Origin of the sequence: Nocardiopsis sp. TNDT3, assembly GCF_003427465.1 — a bacterium.
In the GTDB taxonomy this organism is placed as follows: domain Bacteria; phylum Actinomycetota; class Actinomycetes; order Streptosporangiales; family Streptosporangiaceae; genus Nocardiopsis; species Nocardiopsis dassonvillei.
This window is the reverse complement of sequence record NZ_QPFC01001387.1, coordinates 1-1,389: the sequence shown is the minus strand read 5'-3', so window position 1 is coordinate 1,389 and position 1,389 is coordinate 1. Positions and strand designations below refer to the sequence as shown.

General features: G+C 73.1%; 1 protein-coding gene. It reads right to left on the bottom strand.

Features of this window, described 5'->3' with window-relative positions; translation table 11 throughout:
* The coding region (locus tag DQW06_RS28125) for a condensation domain-containing protein (protein WP_232833189.1) at positions 1–1,389 on the bottom strand (1,389 nt) is incomplete at both ends.

Genomic DNA, 1,389 nt, shown 5'->3' with positions numbered 1-1,389 from the left:
AGACCGCCGTCGCGCTCCACCACCTGGTGGTCCAGCCACACCTGCGGCGTCTGCGACACACCCCAGACCGGCTCGGCGAAGGAGGGGCGTACGGCCGCGTCGCCCGTTCCGGTCGCGCCTATCGTGCTGGTGAAGACCACGGGCATCGACACGTCCAGGGAGCCCCGGTGGCGGGCCAGTTCGGACAGGACCCACCGGGCGGTGACCTCGCTGTGGTCCAGGTCCTGTCCCATCCGGCGGTGCAGGCGCGTGACGCGCTCGGCCCAGCTGTCCTCCGGTTCGGGCTGGTAGCCCGCCAGGAGCAGGGAGGTGAAGTCGCCGACCAGGGACCCGACGTCGGGGTGGACGTCGCGGCGGTCGAACAGGGTGAGGTTGATCGTCAGGTGCGGGTTCGCGCTCCAGGCGCCGAGCGTCTCGCAGAACGCCGTGGCCAGCACGGCCGAGGCGGTGACCCCGTGGGCCCGGGCCGCGGCGAGCAGGGCCTCCCGTTCGCGGGTGTCCAGCCACTGCTCGCGCCGCTCGAATCGCGGGGCCCGCACGAGCGAGGGGTCGGTCGCCAGCGGCAGCTCCGGCGGACCGGGCAGGGCGCGGACCCGGGCGGCCCAGTGGCGTTCGGCGCGTTCCCGTCGTTCCGGGGACGGGTGCACGCCCAGCACGTAGTCGCGGAAGGTGAGCCCGAGCGGTGCCAACCGGGCCTTCGGGTCGGCGTAGAGGCGGTCCAGCTCGCCCAGGAGGATCATCGCGCTGAGCGCGTCCACGGTGAGCGCGTCGATGCTCAGGCCCAGACGGACCCTTCCGCCGCCGTAGCGCACCGCGCGCAGGTCGAACAGCGGCCAGGTGTGCGGGTCGATGAGCTGGTGGGACATGGCCGCGCGCAGGTCCGCCAGGGCCTGACCGGCGTCCTCGTCCGAGGCGTCGGTGACCGGGACGGCGAACCGGGGCACCTCGGGGAGGACGCGTTGGCGTCCGTCCGGGGTGAGCACGGCCCGCAGCATGTCGTGACGCAGGATGAGCAGGTTCCAGGCCTCCTCCAGCCGTGCGAGGTCGATGTCGGCACCGTCGTACTCGGTGTAGAAGTGGCAGTCGACCCCGCCGAGTGCGAAGTCGTCGCCGCGGCCGATCCGGTACGCCTGCTGCACCGAGGTCAGCGGGAACGGTTCGTGGCGCTCCTCGGGGCGTGCGACCGGAGCGCTGAAGCCCGCTTCACCGGTCCCGTCCCGCAGCCCCCGGGCGAACTCCCGCAGCGAACCGGCGGAGAACAGCAGGCCCAGGTCCGCTCCGCGCAGCCCCCGGTCGTTGAGGCGGACGATCATGCGGGTGGCGAGGAGGCTGTCCCCGCCGAGCGTGAAGAAGTTGTCGTCGCGGTTGACGGTGTCCAGGCCGAGCAGG